20 protein-coding genes are annotated in these 22,086 nt (G+C 68.4%); 5 read left to right on the top strand and 15 right to left on the bottom strand.

The features are described 5' to 3' along the window. Positions 1–19: 19 nt before the first annotated feature. A complete protein-coding gene (locus tag GQ464_RS04655; RefSeq protein ID WP_423816183.1) occupies positions 20–598 on the bottom strand; it encodes an HD domain-containing protein in 579 nt (192 codons plus the stop codon). Positions 599–789: 191 nt separating this feature from the next. Here GQ464_RS04655 and GQ464_RS04650 point away from each other — a divergent pair, with 191 nt between their 5' ends. Continuing rightward, positions 790–1,248, top strand: coding sequence for an OsmC family protein (locus GQ464_RS04650; RefSeq protein WP_166975884.1), 459 nt, complete (start codon positions 790–792; stop codon positions 1,246–1,248). 20 nt (positions 1,249–1,268) lie between these two features. On the opposite strand, the gene GQ464_RS04645 is transcribed toward GQ464_RS04650, so the two are convergent. Further along, complete coding sequence (locus GQ464_RS04645) at positions 1,269–1,946, bottom strand: hypothetical protein (protein WP_166975881.1); 678 nt, start codon at positions 1,944–1,946, stop codon at positions 1,269–1,271. 182 nt (positions 1,947–2,128) lie between these two features. Here GQ464_RS04645 and dapB point away from each other — a divergent pair, with 182 nt between their 5' ends. The 3 genes from dapB (at position 2,129) to GQ464_RS04630 (ending at position 4,785) form a co-directional block, all read left to right on the top strand. Continuing rightward, positions 2,129–2,911: a 4-hydroxy-tetrahydrodipicolinate reductase gene (gene dapB, locus GQ464_RS04640; protein WP_166975878.1), complete on the top strand. Its 783-nt coding sequence runs from the start codon at positions 2,129–2,131 to the stop codon at positions 2,909–2,911. Then, positions 2,908–3,804, top strand: a complete 897-nt coding sequence (gene dapA / locus GQ464_RS04635; RefSeq protein ID WP_166975875.1) for a 4-hydroxy-tetrahydrodipicolinate synthase — start codon at positions 2,908–2,910, stop codon at positions 3,802–3,804. Before dapB ends, dapA begins: the two co-directional genes overlap by 4 nt. 129 nt (positions 3,805–3,933) lie before the next feature. Then, positions 3,934–4,785 carry a 2,3,4,5-tetrahydropyridine-2,6-dicarboxylate N-succinyltransferase gene (locus GQ464_RS04630; protein ID WP_166975872.1) on the top strand — a complete coding sequence of 284 codons (852 nt, stop codon included), beginning with the start codon at positions 3,934–3,936 and terminating at the stop codon, positions 4,783–4,785. A gap of 67 nt (positions 4,786–4,852) precedes the next feature. Here the strand turns inward: GQ464_RS04630 and GQ464_RS04625 are convergent, their stop codons facing one another. The 13 genes from GQ464_RS04625 to GQ464_RS04565 form a co-directional block, all read right to left on the bottom strand. Continuing rightward, positions 4,853–6,082 carry a DEAD/DEAH box helicase gene (locus GQ464_RS04625; RefSeq protein ID WP_166975869.1) on the bottom strand — a complete coding sequence of 410 codons (1,230 nt, stop codon included), beginning with the start codon at positions 6,080–6,082 and terminating at the stop codon, positions 4,853–4,855. 335 nt (positions 6,083–6,417) lie between these two features. After that, a complete protein-coding gene (locus GQ464_RS04620) occupies positions 6,418–7,083 on the bottom strand; it encodes a precorrin-2 dehydrogenase/sirohydrochlorin ferrochelatase family protein (protein WP_166975866.1) in 666 nt (221 codons plus the stop codon). A 26-nt stretch (positions 7,084–7,109) separates the two neighbouring features. After that, on the bottom strand, positions 7,110–7,835 hold the full coding sequence (locus tag GQ464_RS04615; RefSeq protein WP_166975863.1) for a phosphoadenylyl-sulfate reductase: 726 nt from the start codon (positions 7,833–7,835) through the stop codon (positions 7,110–7,112). A 20-nt stretch (positions 7,836–7,855) separates the two neighbouring features. Continuing rightward, positions 7,856–8,671 (bottom strand): uroporphyrinogen-III C-methyltransferase, encoded by an 816-nt coding sequence (gene cobA, locus GQ464_RS04610; protein ID WP_166975860.1) that lies wholly within the window; start codon positions 8,669–8,671, stop codon positions 7,856–7,858. Then, positions 8,668–9,273, bottom strand: a complete 606-nt coding sequence (locus GQ464_RS04605; protein WP_166975857.1) for a hypothetical protein — start codon at positions 9,271–9,273, stop codon at positions 8,668–8,670. The genes cobA and GQ464_RS04605 overlap by 4 nt, the downstream gene beginning before the upstream one ends. Before the next feature lie 28 nt (positions 9,274–9,301). Then, a complete protein-coding gene (locus GQ464_RS04600) occupies positions 9,302–11,635 on the bottom strand; it encodes a nitrite/sulfite reductase (protein ID WP_166975854.1) in 2,334 nt (777 codons plus the stop codon). Positions 11,636–12,048: 413 nt separating this feature from the next. Then, a complete protein-coding gene (locus GQ464_RS04595; protein ID WP_166975851.1) occupies positions 12,049–13,518 on the bottom strand; it encodes a sensor histidine kinase in 1,470 nt (489 codons plus the stop codon). A gap of 187 nt (positions 13,519–13,705) precedes the next feature. Then, positions 13,706–14,095, bottom strand: a complete 390-nt coding sequence (locus GQ464_RS04590) for a response regulator (RefSeq protein WP_166975848.1) — start codon at positions 14,093–14,095, stop codon at positions 13,706–13,708. Between the two features lie 200 nt (positions 14,096–14,295). Then, positions 14,296–15,462, bottom strand: a complete 1,167-nt coding sequence (locus tag GQ464_RS04585; protein WP_166975845.1) for an RNA-guided endonuclease InsQ/TnpB family protein — start codon at positions 15,460–15,462, stop codon at positions 14,296–14,298. 587 nt (positions 15,463–16,049) lie between these two features. Continuing rightward, a complete protein-coding gene (locus GQ464_RS04580) occupies positions 16,050–17,078 on the bottom strand; it encodes an SMP-30/gluconolactonase/LRE family protein (RefSeq protein WP_166975842.1) in 1,029 nt (342 codons plus the stop codon). 121 nt (positions 17,079–17,199) lie between these two features. Beyond that, positions 17,200–17,802, bottom strand: a complete 603-nt coding sequence (locus tag GQ464_RS04575; RefSeq protein WP_166975839.1) for a ribonuclease HII — start codon at positions 17,800–17,802, stop codon at positions 17,200–17,202. Between the two features lie 77 nt (positions 17,803–17,879). Then, positions 17,880–19,511 (bottom strand): UDP-N-acetylmuramoyl-tripeptide--D-alanyl-D-alanine ligase, encoded by a 1,632-nt coding sequence (locus tag GQ464_RS04570; RefSeq protein WP_228350594.1) that lies wholly within the window; start codon positions 19,509–19,511, stop codon positions 17,880–17,882. Between the two features lie 33 nt (positions 19,512–19,544). Further along, a complete protein-coding gene (locus GQ464_RS04565) occupies positions 19,545–20,339 on the bottom strand; it encodes an alpha/beta fold hydrolase (protein WP_166975836.1) in 795 nt (264 codons plus the stop codon). Between the two features lie 541 nt (positions 20,340–20,880). Between GQ464_RS04565 and rho the strand changes: the two genes are divergently transcribed. After that, positions 20,881–21,993 carry a transcription termination factor Rho gene (gene rho, locus GQ464_RS04560; protein WP_166975833.1) on the top strand — a complete coding sequence of 371 codons (1,113 nt, stop codon included), beginning with the start codon at positions 20,881–20,883 and terminating at the stop codon, positions 21,991–21,993. Positions 21,994–22,086: the final 93 nt, after the last annotated feature.

Below are 22,086 nucleotides of genomic sequence, written 5' to 3'. Positions count from 1 at the left end.
CAAAGAAGCGGGGCCGGTGTCAGTCCCGTTCTTGCCCGGCTTTTCGGGCGCGGCGCTTCGTCTCCTCGTCGAGCACGCGGCGGATGGCTTCAACGAGTGGATCGCCGGACGTGTACCGGCGCCCGTATTCGAGATTGAAGCGATAGTCGAAGTCGTCGGGGTTGCGCCCCTGGTTGTGCTGGAGGATCGTTTCGAGCTTGTCGAGCGCCTTGGCCAGCCGGGCCTCGGGCGTGGCGGCCTGCTCGTATTCTTCCCACAGCGCCAGGATCTCGCCGCGCAGGGGAGATGGGAGCGGGGCGAGTAGCGTCAGGAGGTCGCGGCGTTCCCGGTCGGTCTTGTCGCCGGTCTGCAGGGGAGCGGGTATGTCGCCGGAGAGGGCCTCGCCGAGGTCGTGGACGAGGCAGATCTTGATGAGCCGGGCGAAGTCCACGTCGGGCGCGTAAGGGGCCAGGACGAGCGCCATCAGGCAGAGCCGCCAGGTGTGCTCGGCTACGCTCTCGCGTCGTCCCTCGGACGTGTAGGCCGTCCGGGTCGTGTTCTTCAGCCGTTCCGCCTGTCGCAGGAAGTCGAGCAGGCCGTTCAGTTCGTCGGGCGTCAGCATGATCGGGCAGGTCTGGCCGGGCGTAAACGTCGGGCGGGGCCCGGGGTTCGGCGACCGGATTTCGTCGTGCGGGCTGGGTGGACTGCATACGTTACGGCCCACGCATCCGGAACCCGCCCCTGGCGAGGGCTGGCGAGATCACGTATCTTGCGCCGCCCGTGCTTTTGCCAACCACCATCGCCGTTGTCATGAAACACGTCCGGGTCCGCCTCGAACGCCTCGACGAGGCCTTCCATTTCCGCGCCACGAACGCACAGGGCCACGCCGTGGACATCGACGACGCCACGGCCCGCGAAGACGGCCGGGGAAAGGGCGCCGGGCCGATGGAACTGCTTGTGATGGCCATCGGCGGGTGCAGCGGCATCGACGTCGTCTCGATCCTGCAGAAGGGGCGGCAGCGCATCGACACGTTCGAGATCGAGGTGGAGGGCGCCAAGCCCACCGGCGTGAGCCCCTCCCTCTACCAGCACATTCATCTCCACTACATCCTCACCGGCGACCTGGACCCCGCCCGGGTGCGGCGGGCCGTGGCCCTCAGCCTGGGCAAGTACTGCTCCGTCTCGAAGACGCTCGAAAAGACGGCCCGGATCACGGCGTCGTGCACGGTCAACGGCGAGCGCTTCGACGCCTGGCCGGAGGAAGGTTGAGGCGGTGTGGGGACCACGCCCTACGGGATCGGGTCCCGGCCGGCGCGGTCGCGTGAGAAACGGTTGAGCAGCGCGTCGAAGGCGGTCATCAGGTCGGCCTCGTCGAGGTAGACGTTGAACTCCGTCATGGTGGAGGCGACCTCGACGACGTTGATGTTGAGGAGGGCCAGTTGCTGGAGGATCCCGTAGAGCAGGCCGGGTGCTTCGGTGTAGGCGGCCGCGAACTGGATCCCCAGCCCGGCAATGCGGCGGGCGACCTGGCGCGGCGCGGCGGGCACGGTCGCCCGCGCCAGCGGCAGGTGCCGTTCCTCGATGATGGCGGTGATCTCGGTATTGCCCTCCGTGTAGGTGATGTATCCTTCCTCTGCCTGGATGCGGTTGAAGAGCCGGTTCATCGCCTGATGCGTCTCGGCCTCCTTGGCGAAGGTGATCGAGCAAAGCCCCGCGTGGACGTTGATGCGGTCGATGTAGAAGGTGGGAGGGGCCGCGGCGGGTGGACGGGCATGCAGCCGTTTCTGGAGGCGGGAGAGGCTCATCAGAATGGCCGACGGGCGCACGGGTTTCCGGCACCGTGCCTCCACCAGCGGCTGGAGAAAGCGGGCCACCTGGCTCAGGTTGAGCAACCGGTGATACAGGCCGAAGCGCAGGAAGGCGTTGCCCTCGATCACGGTCTCGACGGCTTCGGAGATGGTGCGCATGGGCGGGCGGTCGTTTCGTGTTGTGCCTGAAGCACGATGGACTGAGGCTTTCCGGCAAAGAAGTTGTGTTGTAAATATAACGAATATCGTTGCGTTTCGATAATTCTGGCGAGAAACTTCGTTCGGGCCGGGGCGTGCCTTTTATTCCGGATTCAAACTCGCGTGTGCAACGGGAGGAGACGATGCGACTGGCCTTGATCGGGACGGGACAGATGGGCGCGGCGGTCGAAGCGCTGGCGCGGGCGCGCGGCGACGAGGTGGTGGCCCGCTTCAACCGCCGGCATCCGCTCGATGCCGCCGCTGCGGAGGCGCTCGCCCGCGCCGACGTGGCGATCGACTTCTCGCGGGCGGAGGCCGTGCCCGGCCACGTGACGTGGTGCTGCCGGCAGGGTGTGCCGCTGGTCATCGGCACCACCGGCTGGCACGACGCGCTGGAGACGGTGCGGGCCACCGTAGCCGCGCACGACGGTGCTGTCCTCTACGCAGCCAACTTTTCGATGGGGGTGGCGCTGCTGGTGCAGGCCCTGCGCGGCCTCGTGCCCCTGCTCGAACGCCTGCCCGGCTACGATGTGCAGGTGCACGAGGTGCACCACGTCCGCAAGGCCGACCATCCCAGCGGCACGGCGCGCACGCTCGCGCAGGTGCTGCTCGACGGCCTCTCGCGCAAAACCCACCTGGCGACCGGTCTTCCCGAAGGCCCCCTCGACCCGGCGGCCCTGCAGGTGACGGCGGCGCGGGTCGGGCGCATCTTCGGCGTGCACACCGTCACCATCGACGGGGAGCACGACCGGCTCACGTTCACGCACGAGGCCAAGAGCCGCCAGGGCTTCGCCGAGGGGGCGCTCACCGCCGCCGCCTGGCTCCGCTCCCGGCGCGGCCTCTTCACCCTGGACGACCTGCTGGCCGACTGGCTGGCGCATCCTATCGACGATCCACAGACGATCCACAACGCGGTTTCGCCATGAGTACACCCCTTTTCACCGGAACGGCCACGGCGCTCGTGACGCCGTTCACCGCGGACGGCGCCGTCGATGAGGCGGCCTTCCGCCGGCTGATCGACTACCAGATCGACCACGGCGTCGAGGCGCTGGTCGTGCTCGGCACCACCGGCGAGAACCCCACGGTCACGGACACCGAGCGCGCGCGCCTGGTGGATCTCGCCGTCGAGCAGGCCGGCGGGCGCGTGCCGGTCATCGTCGGCACGGGCGACAACGACACGCGGCGGAGCATCGCCTTTGCCCGGCAGGCGGCCGCCGCCGGCGCGGACGGGCAGCTCCTCGTCGGGCCCTATTACAACAAGCCCACGCAGGACGGCTTCCGGGCGCACGTGGCGGCCGTGGCCGGGGCGGCCGATCTGCCGATCATCCTCTACAATGTCCCCGGGCGCACGTCGTTCAACATGACGGCGGAGACGGTCCTCCGGCTGGCCGAGGAGGTCCCGCTCGTGCGGGGGATCAAGGAAGCTTCGGGCAACCTGGCGCAGATCACCGACATCCTGGCACATCGCCCGGCCTCGCTGGCCGTCTACGCCGGGGACGACGAGATGGCGCTGCCGCTGGCCGCCCTCGGCGCCGACGGGGTCGTCTCGGTGATCGCCAACGCCCTGCCGGGGCCCTTCGGGGAGCTCGTCCGGGCCGCCCTCGCCGGCGATCTGGCGGCGGCACGGCGGCGGCACTTCGCGCTGCTGCCGGCCATGCGGGCCTGCTTCTTCGAGACGAACCCGATTCCCATCAAGGCCGTCCTCGCCGAGATGGGGCTGATCGCACCTGAACTCCGCCTGCCGCTCCTCCCCGCCGCCGAGCCGACCCGCCGCCGCGTGCTCGAGGCGTTCGCGCCGTTCGTCCACGCCGTCGCATGAGCGGTCTGGAGAGGGCGCCTTGCACGCGGGAAGATCGGGGCCTTTTCCCGTTATGCCGTCCTGGAGAAAAAAGAGGCGGATGACGTATCGTGAGGCGAACGTGTGATCAACCTGAACCATGAACCGGATATGACGACGGACACGACGACGGAGACGCTGCCCGTGCGGGTGGCGCGCCTGCGTGACGCTTTCGAGGCGACCGAGGCGGAGGCGGTCTTTTCCGAGGTGCTGGCCGGGCTGAACGACGGCACGATCCGCGCCGCCACCCGCGACGAAGACGGCCGCTGGCACGTGCACGCCTGGGTCAAGGAAGCCATCCTGCTCGGCTTTCGGCTCGGACGGCTGGAGGACTTTTCGACCGGCCCCTTTGCGTTCTTCGACAAGCATACGTACCCGCCGAAGTCGCTGCGGCCCGAGGACGGGGTGCGGGTGGTGCCCGGCGGGTCGGCCATCCGTACCGGGGCCTACGTGGCGCCCGGCGTCGTGTGCATGCCGCCGATGTACGTCAACGTCGGGGCGTACGTGGATGCGGGGACGATGATCGACTCGCACGCGCTGGTGGGAAGCTGTGCCCAGATCGGCCGGCGCGTGCACCTGTCGGCGGCCGTCCAGATCGGCGGGGTGCTCGAGCCCGTCGGCGCCCTGCCGGTGATCGTCGAGGACGACGTGTTCATCGGCGGCGGGTGTGGCCTGTACGAGGGCTGTCTGGTCCGGGAGCGGGCGGTGCTGGCTCCGGGCGTGACGCTGACGCGCTCGACGCGGATCTACGACCTGGTGCGCGAGCGCATCCACACGGCGAGGCATGGCGTGCTCGAAGTGCCGGCCGGCGCGGTGGTCGTCCCCGGTAGCCGGCCCGCCGCCGGCACGTTCGCCGCCACCTACGGCCTGGCCCTCTACACGCCCGTCATCGTCAAGTACCGCGACGAGAAGACGGACGCGGCGACGACGCTGGAGTCGGCCCTGCGCGAACGGACAGGGTGATTCCTCGCTTCCTGCGACGGGATCCCGGGGTGCTCCGCGGTTCGTGGTGCCGGAACGGCGGGTCGTTTCATCGTCGGCGCCGGTTTCTCCGTCTCCGGCTCCGCGGGGCATGGTAGCCCGTCCGGCGTGGTTCGGTCGGCTCATCCTCCCGGTCCGTCTCCGGTGTGAAGCCGTCGTACACCTTGCGGGGCAGGCGCTGCGACGTGTGCCGCTCGATGCTTCGGAGATAGCCCCGTTCGTCGCCGGATACGAAGGTGAGGGCGTCGCCGGTGGCCTCGGCCCGGCCCGTGCGGCCGATGCGGTGGATGTAGTCCTCGACCTGGCTGGGGGTGTCGTAGTTGATCACGTGCGAGATCGTGTCGACGTCGAGGCCCCGGGCGGCGACGTCGGTGGCCACCAGGATCTGGAATCGCCCCTGTCTGAACCCGTCGAGGGCGCGTTGTCGCTGGTTCTGCGACTTGTTCGCGTGGAGTGCCGTGGCCGAGAAGCCCCGCCGGACGAGCTGGCGGGTGATGCGGTCCGCCCGGCGCTTGGTGCGGGAGAAGACGAGCACGTTCTGCACGGGTTCGTTCTCCAGCACATGGACGAGCAGGTCCATCTTCCGTGGGTTCGGCACCAGGCAGGCATGCTGGGTGACCGTTTCGGCCGGGTTGCGCTGTTCGCCGACCTTCACCGTGGCGGTGTCGTCCTTCATGATGCTGCGGGCAAGGTGCTGCACGTCGCGGGACATGGTCGCCGAAAACAGCATCGTCTGGCGCGTAGCAGGCGTTCCGGCGACGATCTTGCGGATGTCGTGGATGAAGCCCATGTCGAGCATGCGGTCGGCTTCGTCAAGGACGAGGCAGGCTACCTGCGACAGGTCGGCGTGCCCCCGGTTCATGAGGTCGAGCAGGCGGCCCGGCGTGGCGACGACGATGTCCGTGCCCTGCCGCAGGCGTTCGATCTGGGGTCGCAGGCCGGCGCCGCCGTAGACGACCAGGCTGCGGAGCCGGGTGTGTTGCCCGTAGGTGCGGATGGCGGCCTCGACCTGCAGGGCCAGCTCACGCGTCGGCGTGAGGACGAGGGCGCAGGGGCGACGGCCCCGGCGGGACGCCGTGGGCCCGGCCAGCCGGTCGAGCAGGGGAAGGACAAAGGCGGCCGTTTTGCCCGTGCCCGTCTGGGCGCAGCCGATGAGGTCCCGGCCGGCACAGGCGACCGGGATGGCCTCGGTCTGGATGGGGGTGGGGGTGGTGTACCCGGCGGAGATGACGCCGTTGAGAACGTCGCCGGTGAGCCCGAGGGCTTTGAACGTATGCATGTTGAAACAGGAAAGAAGGAAAGAAAGGGGAGCCTCACGGCCGGATGCCGGTGCTTCCCGGTAGGTAGGAAGTGCTGACGCGGAGCTGCATGCGGGGGAGGCCGTTGCCGGTGGCAGGGCACACCCATCCGGGGCAATCTCGATGAGGAGAAGAGCTACGGGGCGGTGAACCGGCGCGCGGTCCGTGGGCCCCGGCAGGCCCGGTAAGCGGTTTTTTCGGGATCCGCCACCGGAACGGAAGGGAACCGGGAACGGGTGGTCTGGCCCCTTCCTACCCGGTGGGGCGCCTTTTGTTGCTCCACCTGCCGGAAAGTGTGCGAAGATTTGGCGGGGAACTATCGTTCGGGGGCGGTTTCGCGCTCCGGCACGCGGAGGCCGGTCAGCGCCTCGATCCGGTCGAGGGCTTCTTCGCGGCGGCCGGCGCGGAGCAGCGCGAGCACGTCCCCGTCGACCAGGGCGTACCAGCGGCGGCGGCGCTCCTCGAAGTCCGGGTAGCGTGTGGCCATCGGTGCGCGGAGGGCCCGCATCAGGTCGAGGAAGGCGGCGTACTCGGGCCCGAAGGCCTGCTCGAAGCGCTCGCGCAGGCGCACCGAGAGGGCGGGGGCGGCGCCGGCTGTCGAGATGGCGATCGTCAGGGCTCCCTGCCGGACGACCGAGCCGGCCACGAACGTACAGTGCGGCACGTCGTCCATGGCGTTGATGAGCACCTTCTCGGCCTGTGCCTCCCGGTAGATGGGGGCGGTCGCCTCCGGGTTGCGCTCGGCGACGATGGCGAGGAAAGCGCCCTGCAGGTCGCCTGGCACGTACGCCCGTGCGTGCCAGGTCAGGCGGCCGTCCTCGGCCAGCGCCCGCAGCCTCGCCTCCGGCGCCGGCGCGATCAGGACGACGTCCGCGCCGAGGTCGAGCAGCTCCCGCACCTTGCGCTCGGCCTCATGGTTGCCGCCGAAGACCACGCACCGCCGGCCGGCCAGGTCGTTCAGAAAGATCGGATAGACGTTCATCGGATCCCGGGTTCTCGTTCGCGGCCTCAGGCCGCCTGGTGGGAGGGGACGTGGATGCCGCACTCGGTCTTGTCGAAGCCGGCCCAGCGACCGGCGCGTTCGTCGGCGCCTTCGGGGACGGGCGCGGTGCAGGGGAGGCAGCCCAGGCTCGGGTAGCCCCGGTCGTGCAGGGGGTTGTAGGGCAGGTCGTGCAGCTGGAGGTAGCTCCACACGTCCTCGCTGGTCCAGTGCGCCAGCGGGTTGAGCTTGACGACGCCGTAAGCCGGTTCCCAGGCGAGCAGGGGCACCCCCGCACGCGCCGTCGACTGGTCGCGGCGCAGGCCGGTGACCCAGGCGCGGCGGCCTTCCAGAAAGCGCCGCAGCGGGAGCACCTTGCGCAGGAAGCAGCAGCGGTCCGGGTCGCGACGCCAGAGTTCGGGGCCGTGCCGGCGGGCCTGCTCGTCCAGGGAGAGCTCCGTCGTCACCCGGGTGAAGGTCACGCCGAGGCGTTCCTCGAGCCGGTCCCGGAGGGCGTAGGTTTCGGGGAAGAGCAGGTCGGTGTCCAGGTAAAAGATGGTGGCGTCGGGCTTGAGGGTGGCGACGAGGTGGGTCAGGACGATGCCGGAGGGACCGAAGCCGGTGCCCAGGACCATGTCGTCGCCGAAGGTGTCGAAACCCCAGCGCAGCAGTTCCCGGGGGGAGCGCCGGGCGAAGTCGTCGGAGAGGGCGCGGAGGGTTTCCGGTGGGAAGGGAGGCTGCTTGGGATCGTTCATAGGCCAGCGGGGCTTCCGGTTCAGGCAGGGACGGCAAGCGCCGGGCGCGCGGGACGTGCGGGCACGGCGGTTTCCGGAGGATCGGCCGGCGGCGTGAACCAGGCCAGGGCGGCGTGCAGCCGGGCGACCTCGCCGACGACGATCGTGGCCGGTGAGGCCAGGTGGCGGGTCCGCTCGCCGATGTCGGCCAGCGTGCCGGTGACGACCGCCTGCCCGGCGGTGGTGCCGCTGTGGATGACGGCCACGGGGGTGGCCGGGGGGAGCCCGCCGTCCTGAAGGTGCCGGGCGATCTCGGGCAGGCGTCGCAGGCCCATCAGGATGACGAGCGTACCCGCCCGGGCGAGGGCGGCCCAGTCCGGTTCGGCGGCATCGCAGGTGTGACCGGTGACGACCGTGAAGGCGCTGCTCAGGCCGCGGTGGGTGACGGGGATGCCTGCATAGGCCGGCACGCTGACCGCACTCGTGACGCCGGGCACCACTTCGAACGGCACGCCGGCCTCGGCCAGCGCCAGCGCCTCCTCACCGCCCCGGCCAAAGACGAACGGGTCGCCGCCCTTGAGCCGGACGACCACCTTGCCGGCCCGGGCCTGGGCGATGAGCAGCGCGTTGATCGTCGCCTGCGGGCAGCTGTGCCGGCCCGGGGCCTTGCCCACGTAGATCCGTTCGGCCCCGGCGGGAGCCTCCGCCGGCAGGGCCGGGTGCACCAGCCGGTCATAGACGACCACCCCGGCCTGGCGCAGCAGCGAGAGGCCGCGCACGGTGATGAGCGACGGGTCTCCCGGTCCGGCGCCGACCAGGTAGACGGTTCCGGGTTGTGCGAGGGTAAGCGTGTTCATGGGGTTTCTGAGGACAGCGGGAGACGATCGCGCAACGCCGCCAGCGGGGGCGCGTCGGGGAAGGCCAGGCGCAGCGTCAGGTGGAAGCGGGGGTCGTCGTGGACCCGCTCGAGGCGGGCCGGCTCGCGGCCGTAGCGTTCCGCCGCCACGGCCCGGATCACCGGGGCGAGCCGCCCGGCCGTCGCCGCCGTGTTGGGGTGGCGGAGCAGGTCGAAGAAGGTGATCTCCACCTCATCCGTGCGAAAGGCGACCCGGCCGGCCAGCTCGGGCTCCGTCGCCAGGAGGTGACAGGCGTTCAGGGCCTGTCCCAGGGCGAGGTGGAGCGCGGCGGCCAGGTCGTCACCGGCGCCGGCCGTCAGGTCGCGCTTGCGCGTATAGGCCAGGCCGGGTCGTCCCCCGTGGTCGAGGGCATAGTCGGCCTCGTGGCCGATGAGCACGATGCCAGGGCCTTCGTGGACGTGCCGGTAGTTGGCCACGTCGATCAGCAACTCCTCGACGCGGCGCTGCTGGATCCACCGGTGAAAGACCGGCACGATCGCGTCGAACGGCGGGGCGGACGGGTCTTCGAGAAAGTATTTGACGCGGAGGCGATGGGGGAGCATGGCGGTTCGTCGGACGGGTGAGCAGGATTCAGGAGGCGAAGCCGGGCGGGAGCAGGACCTCTCGCCGGGGCTCGTTCCGGGCGGCCTGCCGGCGGGCTTCTTCCGCCTTCCGGGCGGCCTCTTCGCTCATGCGCATCTCGCAGGCGTGGGTGGCCTCGATGAAGAGCTGGGCCTCGTCCACGATCCGGCGGGCCGCGTCTTCGTCCACCCGGGCGGGCGGGTGCTCGTGCCGGCTGAAGAGGTAGCGGGCAAACTTGCCGCGCGCGAAGGGGTCGAAGAAGCGCTCGGTGTCGTAGAAGCGGGCCCGGAATGCTTCGACGATGCGGTCCGGGTCCTCGCCCACATCCAGGTATTCGGTGCGGACGAGGGCGCGGGCGGCCATGAGCATCGCCTGGTAGGCGCGTGCATCGGCGCGGGCGAAGTCGCCCCGGTCGAGGGCTTCCTGGGCCTCGAACAGCTCCGATTCGGCCTTGCTGATCTCCATCGCGAAGAGGGAGACGACCTCGCCGGCACATTCGCCCACCCCCAGGTCGCCCAGGGTGAAGACGCGGGGATCGCCCCAGTCGGAGAAGAACGCCGGCTGTTCTTCGTAGACCGGGGTGATCATGAAGGGGCGGATGAGCTCGCGGGCCCCGGCCTTGCCCAGCCGTTTCACCCAGTCCTGGAAGGATTCGCCGGGGGTATGGTCCTCGACGTAGCGGGTCGTGAGGGTGTCGACCACGTCCGGGATGAGCCGGGCCGGCACCGAGCCGATGGCCATGCCGTACTGCCCCGCGTTGTGCTGCCACTGCCCGCCGAGGACCACCTGGAAGTAGGGCACCCGGTAGTTGCCGGACTTGCGGCTGTTGCCGAAGAAGCCGATGTCCGCCACGTGGTGCTGGCCGCACGAGTTGAAGCAGCCGCTGACCTTGATGCGCAGGTTGCGGACGGGTTCGGGCAACGTGGCGCGGCGGGCGGTCAGGCGGGTGATGAGTTCGCCGGCGAGGCCGCGCGAGGAGGCGATGCCCAGCTTGCACGTGTCGGTGCCGGGGCAGGCCGTGATGTCGACGATGGTGCCGGCGCCCGGTTCGCCCAGGCCAAGGGCCTTCAGGTCGCGGTAGAGGGCGGGCAGGTCCGCCTCGGCCACCCAGCGGAAGACGATGTTCTGCTCGACGGTGGTGCGGACGTGGCCGCCGGCATAGCGCCGGGCCAGGTCGGCCAGGGCGATCATCTGGCGGGCCGTCAGGTCGCCCAGCGGCAGGTGGATCGTGGCGACGCAGTAGCCGGGCTGGCGCTGGTGGTAGACGTTCGTGGCATACCAGGCGTCGAAGCCGTCGGGCCGGTCGTCGCCGTCGAGGAGCAGCGGGGGGCGGTGGGGTTCCTCGGTGGCGCCGGGCACGGCCTCGAGGTAGGCCGTCCAGCGGTCGTCGGGCGGCAGCACCTGCCGTTCCTCCTCGACCAGCCGGCGGAAGGCCTCGATGCCGAGCTGGGCCACGAGGAACTTGATGCGGGCCCGGTTGCGGTTCTTCTTTTCGCCGTGGCGGGCAAAGACGCGGGCGATGGCCTGGGCCAGGGGCAGGATTTCCTCCTCGGGCACGAAGTCGCTCAGGAGCTTGGCCTGCTCGGGGACGGCCCCGAGGCCGCCACCGACGTAGACGGCGAAGCCGCGCCGGGGCGGGCCGCCGTCCGGGTCGGGGCGGGTCCGGGCCAGCAGGCCGAGGTCGTGCATCATGACGAGGCCGCAGGCGGTGTGGGCGCAGCCGGAGAAGGCCACCTTGAACTTGCGCCCGAAGTCCTGTGCGTCCGGGTGGCCCAGCAGGAAGCGGGCCATGGCATGGGCGTAGGGGGTCACGTCGAAGGCCTCGGTGTGGCAGACGCCGGCGAGGGGGCAGGCCGTCACGTTGCGCACGACGTTGCCGCAGGCCTCGTGCGTCGTGATGCCCACGGCGGCCAGGCGTCGCATCAGGTCCGGCGTGTCTTCGATGTGGACGTAGTGCAGCTGGAAGTCCTGGCGTGTGGTCACGTGCAGGATGCCGTCGGCGTAGGCGTCGGCCACCTGGGCCAGCACCTCCATCTGCTCGGGCGTCAGGCCGCCGAAGGGGATCTTGATGCGCTGCATGCCCGGCGCATCCCACAGCGTGTTCGGTCCCTTGACGAGGTCCTGGGGAAAGTCGAGCGTCTGGGTGCGGAGGCCGTCGTGGCGCTGGCCGTTGTCGTAGCGCTGCCCGTAGACGCCCCGGCGCAGGCGCGTCTCGGCAAAGACCTTCTCGTCCAGCTTGCCCTGGCGCATGAGGGCCATCTGGCCTTCGAAGAGGTCGATCTCGTGGGCCAGGTCCGGGGGCATCCGGTCGTGCAGGTGGTCTTTCCAGGTCGGTTCGTGCATCGTTCTCTGAAAAGGGTTGTGCGGGAGCAGGAGGCGCACCATCATGAAAAAAGCCCACCCCCTGCGATGGGAGTGGGCTTTCGGCGCACATGGAGCCGGTCTTCAACAACCGGGACTAGAGGCGGAGCGCATCAACCACACGGATCGCAGGCGGCGTTCGGGACCGCAGGGCATACAACAACACCCGCAGGTGCTGCAACACCCGGCAGGGCCGAAGCGCCGATCCATGTGGAGGGGAAGAGGCATCTTGAAAGGGCCTGATGCGGAAAAACTTGGCACTCGGACGTGAAGATAGCCGTGCGGGTTCCCGGAGGCAAGGGGGCTTTTTGTACCGGAACCGCTTTCTTTTTGCCGGAATCGCTTCCATTTTGCGGAAAGCGGTCGGATCGGCCGGGCTCCGGCCTCGGATCGCTTCACGCGGCGAGACGCACCGGCGCCGTTTTCCCGGGAGCGGGAACCCGGGGGAAGCGCACGGTGAAGACGCTGCCCTGGCCGGGGATACTGGCCACGGTAAGTTCTCCGTTGAAGCGGTCCACCAGCTTCTTGACGATCGTCAGGCCGATGCCGTTGCCCCGGAAGCGACGGGTTTCACCGGTCGAAGCCTGGCGAAAGGGATCGAACAGGTGGGGCAGAAAGTCCGGCTCGATACCGATGCCGGTGTCGTGCACGCTGATGTGCACGCGGTCTTCGTCGGCCCGCACTTCGAGCAGGATCCCGCCTTTTTCGGTGAACTTGACGGCATTGGAGAGCAGGTGGAAGAGGATCATGTCGAAGCCGTCGGGGTCCAGCAGGGAGCAGGCCTCGGCGTCGTGGATCAGCACGTTGAAGCGCAGGCCTTTGGAGCGGGCCTGGCGATAGAAGGAGCGCACCGTATGTTCCACCTGTTCGGCGGCCACGAGGGGTCGGGGCCGGAAGTGCATCATCTCTTTCTCCAGGTGGGCGAGGGCGAGCATGCCGTTGAGGGTTTCGAGCAGTTGCTCGGCGTTGAAGCGAATGGGCTGGGTCAGGGAGCGTTCCGGCTCGTCGAGCAGGTCTTCGAGGATGGCGACGTAGCCGAGGATGCCGGTCAGCGGGGTGCGGACCTCATGGCTCAGGTTCGAAAGCAGGGTGTTTTTCAGGTGTTCCAGCTCTTCGTGCCGGCGCCGGAGCGCATCGAGGGCGGCGGCCTGGTCTGGTCCGGGGGGTTGCTCTCCGGCACCGTCTGCGGCCGGGGACGCGGCGTGCCGGGTGGAGGAAGCCTGCCGGGCCCGTCGCAGCAACGTGTGGCTCCGCCGCAGCCGGTGTTGCAGTCGCAGGGCGTAGCCCCAGCCGCCGAGGCCCAGGCCCGTCCACAGGAACAGGCTCGAAAGGGTCAGGAAGCCGGTGAGGTGCTCGGTCCGGAGGTCTACCGGAACGGGGGGGAACGGGAGGTAGGCCAGACCGATCAGGCCGGCGGCAGCGAGCGCCGTCACCGGGCCGGCCAGCAGCAGCCCGGCCAGCGGAAGGGTGAAGAGCCCGTAGGTCAGCGGGATCTCCGGGCTGCGGGCCGGCCCCACCGAGGCGGCGGCGAAAAGGGCCAGCGAGAGGACGAGCAGGTTCCCTATGGGGCGGGGGCGAACCCCGATCCACAGGCCACAGCCCAGCAACAGCAGGATTCCCACCTGCATGGCCAGAACCCCGGCCGTGAGGTCGAACGTTCCCGCCGCTCCGATCGCCCGGCCCAGAGAAAACAGGGCCGGCGCCAGCAAAAGCAACAGGCTGAACAGCAGGAGCCGGCCCTGCCGGCGTTCGGTTCGGCTCCAGTCCGAAGGCAACAGCCGGTCCGCAAGGCGACGAAGGGCGTGCAGAAAAGAGGGGTTGCGGGTAGGAGAGGAAGCCGCAGGGGCGTTCGTAAAAATCAGCATCGGCAAACACGTGGGGTTTCGACGGGTGGTGCCGGTCCGGCAAGGGGGGTGAGCTTGCGCGGGCGGCCCCGGTCAAAACACGTACCAGCGTGTGCGTGCGGGAAAGGACACGGTGTTCCCGGGACGTTAACCGGTTCTTCCGGGCAAAGATTTCATGAAGCGGGTAGAATTTGCCGGGAGAGAATCCTCAGCAGGTGGTGCACGGGCGCGCCAGCGCGGTGCCCAGCACTTCCAGGAGCTCGCGCTGGCTGAACGGTTTGCCGAGGTAATAATCGAACCCTTCCTTGAGCAGGCGCTCCCGGTCTTCGGGCATAACGTAGGCTGTGAACGCGATGGCCGGCGTGTGGGCGAAATCGGGACGCTTCCGCAGGGTCGCCAGCAGGTCGATGCCGTTGTTTGGAGATCCCAGGTTGATGTCGATCAGCAGGACGTCGTAGGGACGGTCGGCGACGGCGAGCGCCGCTTTCGGGTTTGTGGCCACCTGCAGTTCAAATGCGTCTTTGAGCCAGTATTCGACGAGAAGACGGGTGTGCTCGCTGTCTTCGACGAGAAGGATGGAGGGCTTGTAAGAGGGCATAGGGCTGCTGGCTTTTGTAGAGAGAACGGGTTGGAAGAAAGGGCCCGGCGTGAGGATACCATATCATGCCCTGAACGTTCGCCGGGCGCAAGGTATACGAGGCACGGCATAGTATCGTCCGGGGAAGATATTTTTTAAGTCCCAAGGTTGAAAAAATGTCTTGACATACTCCCACGGCTGAAGCACGTGGGATCCTGGGATCAGGCAGCGACAGCCGTCCCACCCCACCTCGGTGGGGTGGTAGACGGTCTTACGTCGCCTACCCCAAGGGAAGATGCCCCTTCCCTGTAGATGTTTATGGCCGCGTTTACATCGCGATCATGCAGACTGCCGCACGAAGCACATACCCATTCCCGATCCGAGAGGCTGAGCGTCTGATTCAAGGCTCCGCAGTCCGAGCAGGTCTTGCTACTGGCGAAGAAGCGATCCACCTGCACCACGGTCTTGCCGCGCTTCTGTGCGACATGCCGAAGAATCGACACGAACTGCCCATAGCCGAGATCATCAACCTTCCTGCCCCACATGGCCTGCATCCCTTTCAGGTTCAAATCTTCAAGGCAGATCACGTCGGCGCCGTCGCAGATCTTGTGGGCCAACTTGAAATGCCAGTCCCGCCGCTGATCTGCGATGCGGCGATGCAGCCTGGCCACACGGATACGGGCCTTGCGGCGGTTGTTCGAGCCTCGGAGCTTACGGGAGAGACTACGCTGACGCTTTGCCATCTCCTTAAGGCTCTGCTTGAGAGGCTGTGGGGCTTCGTACCTGTCTCCATCCGAGGTCGTCAGGAACGTCTTCAGTCCGAAATCGAGTCCAACGGCGTGGCCATTACAGCCTACTGCCGAAGGGGCGACATCGGCAACGACGACGGAGAAGCAAACCCACAGATCCCCGCAGCGGTCACGCTTGATGGTCAGCGTCTTGATCTCTCCCTCAAGCGGACGAGAGAGGACAAACTTGAAATTGTGGCGGCCTACGCGGAGCCGGTTACCTCCGAGGTACTTCCACCCAGCCTGTTTCAAGGTGAACGAGGAGTACCGGTGTCGGCTCTTGAAACCGGGCCGCCCGGCTTTGCGACCGCGTCCAGACGCGGCGCGATCAGAGAAGAGGCGCTGGTAGGCCCTGTCGAGTCGCTGGATTACGTCCTGCACGGCCTGTGAACCGAGCTTCTGCCAGTACGGATTGCGACGGCGAAGTTTAGCGATGTGCTTCATCAGCCGGTTCGCGCCGGGGTATTTCCCGTAGAGGCGGTAGTACCTGCGCGTGAGCGCAACCGAGTGGTTCCAGATGGACGCAGCCACATGGATCTGCTCGATCAGGTACCTGTTCTTCCTGGATCGATAGAGGCGGTATTTGAACGTTCTGCGCATCGTTTAGCGAGTATCTACAAACCTATGCGGCGCGTACACGCCGCTATGTGTATAAAGTTAACACAAGCCAACGACATTGGACGCGTTCCGCGTCCTAGTGTGTCACACTCTGCTGGCGATTTCATCCCACATGGGCTATGTTGGCCGTGTAGGGCCGCGTTGGCCGTGTTACACGGCCCTTGCGGCCGGACGGCCCCATGAGATAGCCCTGAAGCCGTGGGCTTTCATCGCTCTTTATCTCACCCTTAAATCGTAAAGGTCTGAGGTGTGGTGGGGAGAGGCGGGAGAGGAGGCGTTTTCCTGCAGGCCGTGGTCGGGTATGGAGGCCGCCCCGTTGCCTGCGGGACAGGTGGCGCGGCGTCGCACGGCATCCTTTGGCGGGGCGGCAGGAGGAAAACGAGAAAAGGCGGCTCCGAAGAACCGCCTTTTCCGGGTGACGCGGGAGTGGGCCAAGTCAATCACCCTTGTTCGAAACCCCTGCCCCATACGCGCAGGGAACAATTGCATGATACCGAGGCGTTCGGGGCGGTTGAAAGGGGGGAATTCCCCAATTTGCTGTGGGGAAATTCCCCGGGGTCCGGTGCCGGTCAGAAGCCGAGTCCCCGGGTTGTCAGGCGCATGCGCAGCAGGGTGTCGTCGGCGGTGGCGAAGAGGGTAGAGCCGTCCTCGCCGAAGGCGACGTTGGCGGTTGGCCGGCCGGTTTCGAGGGTGCCCAGGTGGGTTCCGTCGGGTGAAAAGACGAGCACCCCGCCGGGGCCGGTGGCGAAGAGGTTCCCCGCGCGGTCGAGGGCCATGCCGTCGGGCAGGCCGGGTTTCCCGGCGCGTACGAGCGCGGTGCCGTCGAAAAACACCCGGCCCTGTTCCGGCGTGCCGTCCGGGCGCAGGTTGTAGGCCATCCACACGGGGCGTTCGGGGTCGGCGTTGGAGACGTAGAGGGTGCGTTCGTCCGGCGAGAGGGCGATGCCGTTCGGCCGGGTCAGGTCCTCGATGAGCAGCGAGAGCGTGCCGTCCGGGCGGAGGCGATAGACGCCGTTGAAGGGCAGCTCTTTGGCGGGGTCTGCGTCCTGGTGTCGCAGGCCGAACGGGGGGTCGGTGAAGTACAGGTCGCCGCCGGAATGGAAGACGAGGTCGTTCGGGCTGTTGAAGCGCCGGCCTTCGTAGCCGCCGGCCAGGGTCACGCGGGTGTAGTTGGTCTCGTCCAGCCGGGCGACGACCCGGTTGCCGTGGTCGCACAGCACGAGGTGGCCGTCGGGGGCGAAGGCCAGCCCGTTGGCGCCGAGTTCGTCGCCGGGCGGGTCGGAGCCGGTGTAACCCGAGGGACGCAGAAAGACCTGCAGGCCCCGGTTCCCGGACCACTGGTAGATGGTGTTCTTCGGAATGTCGGTGAAGAGCAGGTAGCCTTCCGTTTTTCGCCAGACGGGTCCTTCGGCCCACTCGAATCCTTCGGCCAGTATCTCAAAGACGGCACCGGGCGGCACCAGTTCGTCGAGGCGGGCGTCGAGGCGTTCGACCCGGCCGGTGGTGCGGGGCGTTTCTGGCGGCGGTTCGGTCTGGGGGCTGCATGCGGCGGCCGCCAGGAGGCCGGTGGCGAGCAGCAGGCGGGCGGGGGTTCGCATGGTCTGTCCCGGATCGGTATCGGCGGGCTGTGTACGAATTTCGGGATTTGAAAATTCCGGCGTGTTCTGTGGCCGTCGAGCCTTCGTGGTGACCGGCGGGGGCGAAGGCCACCTCCGGCTTTCAGTCGCGCGAGAGCCGGAAGGAGCGGCGGTGAAGCGGGGTCGGGCCGTGGGCGGCCAGGGCTTCGTAGTGGTCGCGTGTGGGGTAGCCGGCATTCCGGCGCCAGCCGTACTGGGGAAAGTGGTGGTCGAGGTCGTGCATGATGCGGTCGCGGGTGGTTTTGGCGACGATGGAGGCGGCGGCGATGCTGCGGCTGCGGGCGTCTCCCCGGACGAGCGTCGTGAACGGGTAGGTGCAGTGCGGGAAGCAGCGGTTGCCGTCGATCAGCAGGTAGTCCGGGGACGGGGTGAGCGCCGCCACGGCCCGGCGCATGGCCTCCAGGGCCGCCCACAGGATGTTCATCCGGTCGATTTCGGCGGGGGAGCACAGGCCCACACCGAGGGCGACGGCTTCGGCCTGGATCGTGGAGAGCAACGCCTCGCGCCGGGCCGGCGAGAGCTTTTTGCTGTCGTCGAGGCCGGGGATGGCGGCCTCGGGAGGGAGGATGACGGCGGCGGCGACCACAGGCCCGGCCAGGCAGCCGCGCCCGGCTTCGTCGACGCCGGCGACCAGCCGGTAGCCCCGGTTCCAGAGGTCCCGTTCCGTCGCGGTCGTCGGCGGCATCGTGGGGTGGGCAGGTTCGTCCGAGCGTGGGCGGGGCGTCATGTTACGCCGGGCCGTCGCTCAAACGCAAGCCGCCGTCAGGCTTCGTCGTACTGGTCGGGCAGGTCGTTCTCGTAGAGCACCACGTCGCCCGGGCGGAGGTAGGTCTTCAGGAAGTCCCGGGCGGCGAACAAGCCGGGAAAGACGCGGATCTGCTCGTCCGGGAAGCCGGCTTCCCGCAGGCCTTCCCGGATGGGGGCGGTCTGTTTCTCGCCGACGAGGATCGCCAGGTCCACGTGGCGGGCGATGTGGGTGCCGAGGCGGTGGTTTTCCTCCCACTGTCGTTCGCCCAGTTCCACCATGCCGGGGGTGACGATGATGCGGCGGCCCGTGTTGAACTGCCCCAGGATCTCGACGGCGTTGCGGGCCCCGACCGGGTTGCTGTTGAAAGCGTCGTCGATGACGGTGACGGGGCCTTCTTGCCGGAGCTGGAGCCGGTGTTCGACGGGGCGCAGGCGGGCCGCGGCGTGGGCCATCTGGCGCAGGCGCAGTCCCATGGCCCGCCCGACGGCCACCCCCAGCAGGATGTTGAGCACGTTGTGCTTGCCGAGCAGCCTGGTGTGGAAGGTGGCTTCGCGCCCGGTCTCGTCTCGGACGACGAAGGTGGTGCCTTCCGGCCCGTAGCGGAGGTCGCGGGCGATGATGTCGGCCTCCGGATGCCCCTCGACCGAGACGCGCCAGACCGGCCCGCTGGCCCGCGCGGCCATGGCGGCCACGCGCGGGTCGTCCGCGTTGAGCACGACCGGGCCGCCGGGTTTCATGTGTTCGAGCAGGCTGCCCTTCTCCCGGGCAATGTTTTCGATGGACCCCATCGTTTCGAGGTGGGCCACCCCCACGGTGGTGACCACGGCCAGGTCCGGCCGGGCGATCTCGCACAGCTCTCGGATGTCGCCCGGATGGCGGATGCCGTATTCGAGCACGAGCACCTGGTGTTCCGGGCGTAGCCGTTCGTTGACGACCAGGCAGAGGCCCATCGGGGTGTTGTATGAGCCGGGAGAGGCCAGCACCTGGTAGCGCCAGCCGAGCAGCTCGGCGATGATGAACTTGACGCTCGTCTTGCCATAGGAGCCCGTCACCCCGATGATCGTCAGGTCGGGGCGGCGGGCAAGGCGGCGACGCGCCCGGCGCTTGAAGCCCTCCTGGATGGACCGTTCGACCGGGCCGAGGAGCCATGCGGCCAGAAGGACCCAGAGCGGCCCGCCCAGATCGGCCACGAAGAGACCGGCCAGATAGGGGAGGAAGCCGTCGAGCCCGCCGCTCCGAAGTGCGAGGAGCAGTCCCGTCAGGACCGGCACCGCCGCCAGCAGGGCGGCCACACCCAGGAGCCGTTTCATCCGGTTCGTGTAGGCCAGCGGCTTTTTCTCCCGTGCCCGCCGGTATCGCCGGGATGAGGCGAAGGCGACGGCCCAGGCCGGGAGCACGAGCACCGTCGTCCAGAACGGCGCCCGGAGCAGGTGGTACCCGGCACCGGCCAGGGCGAGCAGGCCGAGGCCGGCCGCGTGGGAGCGGCGGAAGACGGCGTCCCGGAGCCGTTCCCGGAGCCACTTCAGGTAGCCCGCCGGCTTGTAGCCTTCGAGTTGAAACAGATGGAGGAAGAACCGCAGCCGCCGCCCCGCCCTCCAGGCGGCGAACAGCGTGGCGACGACGGCGAGAACGTAGATCAGGATCATCGAGGGATCGCGTGCGGAAGACGACGGCGTACGTCAGGTGTGTTCGAGGAAATACCGGGTGGCGGCGATGAAGGTGTCCGGGTCGTCGAGGTAGCCGTAGTGGCCGGCGCCTTCGAGGACGACGAGGCCGGCGTCCGGGATCCGGGTTTCGAGCAGGGTCATCTGTTCGCGCGAGACGGCCGTGTCCCGGTCGCCCCAGAAGATCAGCGTCGGGACGGTGATGCGGTGCACCCGGTCGTCGAGGTGGCAGTTGACGGTTTTGACGAAGGTGCCGCGCATGACCCCGTCGAGGGCGCGGTAGTCCGACGAGCCCAGGGCTTTCCAGACGAGCGAGTGCCGGAGCCAGTCCAGGCCGTGGTCCGAGAGCGGGGCCGGGAGGAGTTCGAAGGGGGCCTTGAGGGTGCGGGCCAGGGCACGGCGTGCATGGTAGCGCCAGGTTCGGCGGGGGGTGATGCCGGAGGGGCTGACGAGCACGAGCCGCCGGACGAGCGGGGCCGTGTCCGGGTCGCTGGCCAGGTAGAGGGCGATCCGCCCGCCGTTCGAGTGGCCGACGATCGTCACGGGCGGGTTCATCTCGCCGGTGATCAGGGCCTGCACGAGGGCGGCGTGTTCGGGCACGCCCCAGGGCTCGGGCGGCGGCGGCGAGTGCCCGTGTCCGGGCAGGTCCGGGTTGTAGATCCGGTAGCGATCGGACAGGGCCTCGGCCACGGGCCGCATCAGGGCGGCCCGGCTGCCCCATCCGTGCAGGAGCAGCACCGGCGGGCCTTCCTCGGGGCCACTGCGTTCCAGGTACAGCTGTTCGTAACCGAAGGCAGGCGTCGTGGACATAGGGGCATGCAACGCGGTGGAGGAGGCCGGGGGGCGTCGTGGCACCGGGCGCCGGGTCCGGTCGTTTGAGCCGGCGCGGTCTCCCGGAGACCGGGTCGGAAACCATCCAGGGGCGCCGTCGTTCCACACGACACAGCGTCGGCGCCTCTATCCTGGCCGGTTTTCGAGCGTTCGTCACGGGGCTTTTTCCGGAGGGTTCCCAGGGCCCGCATGTGACGAACGGACGACGTCGCCCCTGTCTTTGCTTGAGAAGCCGTGCCGGGTCCGTTTTGCGTTATTTCCGAGGAGGTGTGCTCGTCGTGTGGCGAGAGGGAGGGCCGTGATATGTTCCCGCAGGACGACGGGATCGGAGGGGCATCCGGGGACGCGGCAGGCTTCGCCGCGCCACAGAGCAGGTAGCCGGTCGACGGCATGGTTTGCTTCGCAGGATCCGGTTCGGATCTCGATTTTCTTTCCGGGTTGTGTCTTCCGGGGGTGCCGCTGTGTTCTGGCAGGAGGTGCACCGGATCGGCACGTGTTATTCACACATCCAAACACGTTTATGGCTGAGAAACCGTTCACGGGCATGCTCGAGATGATCGGGGACAAGAAGTTCGGGTTCATCCGCGAATTTCGCCACGATCTGCCCAAGGGACCGAACGATGCCTTCATGCCGCCGCCGCTGATTCGCAAGCACAAGCTCCGCGACGGCGTGTTGCTGGAAGGCACCCTGCGCCCCGGTCGGAAGGGAGACCTGCAGGTGCACCGTGTGCACAAGGTGATGGGCGTGCCGCCCGAGACGTGGGCGCGCACCCGTGACTTCGAGTCCGGCTCGATCATCTATCCGAACGAGAAGCTCAACCTGGTCACGGGGCCGGGCGATGTGACGATGCGTGTCATCGACCTGGCGGCGCCGCTCGGAAAGGGGCAGCGGGCGCTGATCGTGGCGCCGCCGCGCACGGGCAAGACGTACATCCTCAAGCAGATGGCGGCGGCCATCGCGCAGAACCATCCCGAGGTGGAGCTCGTGGCGCTGCTGGTGGACGAGCGGCCGGAGGAAGTGACCGACTTCAAACGCTCCACCCCGGCCACCATCTTTGCCTCGTCGAACGACCGGGAAGAGGACAACCACGTGCGCGTTTCGACGCTGGCCCTCGAATATGCCAAGCGCCTGGTCGAGCTCCGGCGGGACGTGGTCCTGTTGCTCGACTCGCTCACGCGGCTGGGGCGGACGTTCAACCTGTACGTCGAGGGCAGCGGGCGCACCCTTTCCGGCGGTCTCGACGCCCGCGCCATGCAGATTCCCCGCCGCATCTTCGGGGCGGCCCGCAACATCGAGGGCGGCGGCTCGCTGACGATCATCGCCACGGCGCTCATCGAGACGGGCAGCCGCATGGACGAGGTCATCTTTGAGGAGTTCAAGGGCACCGGCAACGCCGAGATCGTGCTCGACCGCGAGATGGCCAACAAGCGGATCTTTCCGGCCATCAACCTGCGCAAGAGCGGCACGCGGAACGAGGAGCTGCTGCTGGGGGACAAGGTGCACCAGCACCACCGGCTCTTCCGTGCGCTGAACACCCGGCATCCGATCGAGGCCATGCAGGCCCTCATGCGGCACATCCAGAAGACGGCCTCCAACGAGGAACTGCTCGACGAACTGATTCCCGCGCTCTGACGCCGCGGTGAACCTTCGCCTGCAGGAAGCGTAGAGAGCCGGGCACGCGGCCGGGGAACGCGGCAGGATGGCCGGCCCGGCGGCACGACCCGG

Source organism: Rhodocaloribacter litoris, from assembly GCF_011682235.2.
Taxonomy (GTDB): domain Bacteria; phylum Bacteroidota; class Rhodothermia; order Rhodothermales; family ISCAR-4553; genus Rhodocaloribacter; species Rhodocaloribacter litoris.
Note: the sequence above shows the minus strand (reverse complement) of the source record. Positions and strands in the feature narration are given on the sequence as shown.